Here is a 905-nt window from a genome sequence, read left to right on the forward strand (position 1 = left end):
AGGATGGCAAGACCTATTACACCTGGATCAGGTACGCCGACACGGCAGAAGGAATTGGCATGAGCGACGACCCTGCAGGGAAGAAATATATCGGGCTGGCATGCAACAGGGAATCACCGTTGGAAGGGAACAATCCGGCCGACTATCTGTGGTCGCTCATCAAAGGCGAGGACGGTACAGATGGTGTGCCCGGAGCACCGGGTGCCGACGGGAAGACTTACTACACTTGGATTGCCTATTCTGACAACGCCGATGGCAGCGGCATGTATCAGACCCCCACATCGGAAACGCGCTATATCGGCATCGCTGTCAACAAGGAAACAGCTGTTGAAAGTACCGATCCGTCAGACTATGTCTGGAGCAAGTTCCGTGGCGATGACGGAACAGGTATCACATCAGTCGATGTTGAATACGCCCTTTCATCAAGCCGCACATCGGCACCCACATCGGGTTGGAACACGACAGCTCCAACGGTGACTGCCGGTAAATACTTGTGGAGCCGCACCAAGGTGACATACACCGGTGGGCAGTACGTATATAGCGGAACGGCCTGCATCAGTGGTGCGGACGGGCAGGACGGTGCCGACGGTAAAGACGGCAAGGGCATCGCCTCGGTGACAGAGCAGTATTACCTGAGCACGTCGAACACGTCGCTTACAGGAGGATCATGGAGCAACACACCGCCGTCGAACGCGTCGGGCGGCTATGTATGGACACGCTCGCTGATTACCTATACTGACGGAACAAGCAACTACACGGCCGCCTTGTGCGTCACCGGTCCAAAAGGCGATTCGCTGGAGATACTGGGACGATGGTACACGGGGCTGAGCGTGCCGAAGAACGGAGTGGTCACTATGGGTCCCAGCTCGTATATCGCCAAGTCGGCCACCACCAATCCGCCACTA

Annotated in this window: 1 pseudogene; it reads left to right on the forward strand. The window is 56.7% G+C overall.

Annotated elements, in window-relative coordinates:
* A pseudogene (locus Q3C19_RS18250) lies at positions 1–905 on the forward strand (hypothetical protein); the annotation flags it as partial.

It is taken from the genome of Bacteroides sp. ET489 (genome assembly GCF_030518095.1).
GTDB lineage: Bacteria > Bacteroidota > Bacteroidia > Bacteroidales > Bacteroidaceae > Bacteroides > Bacteroides ndongoniae.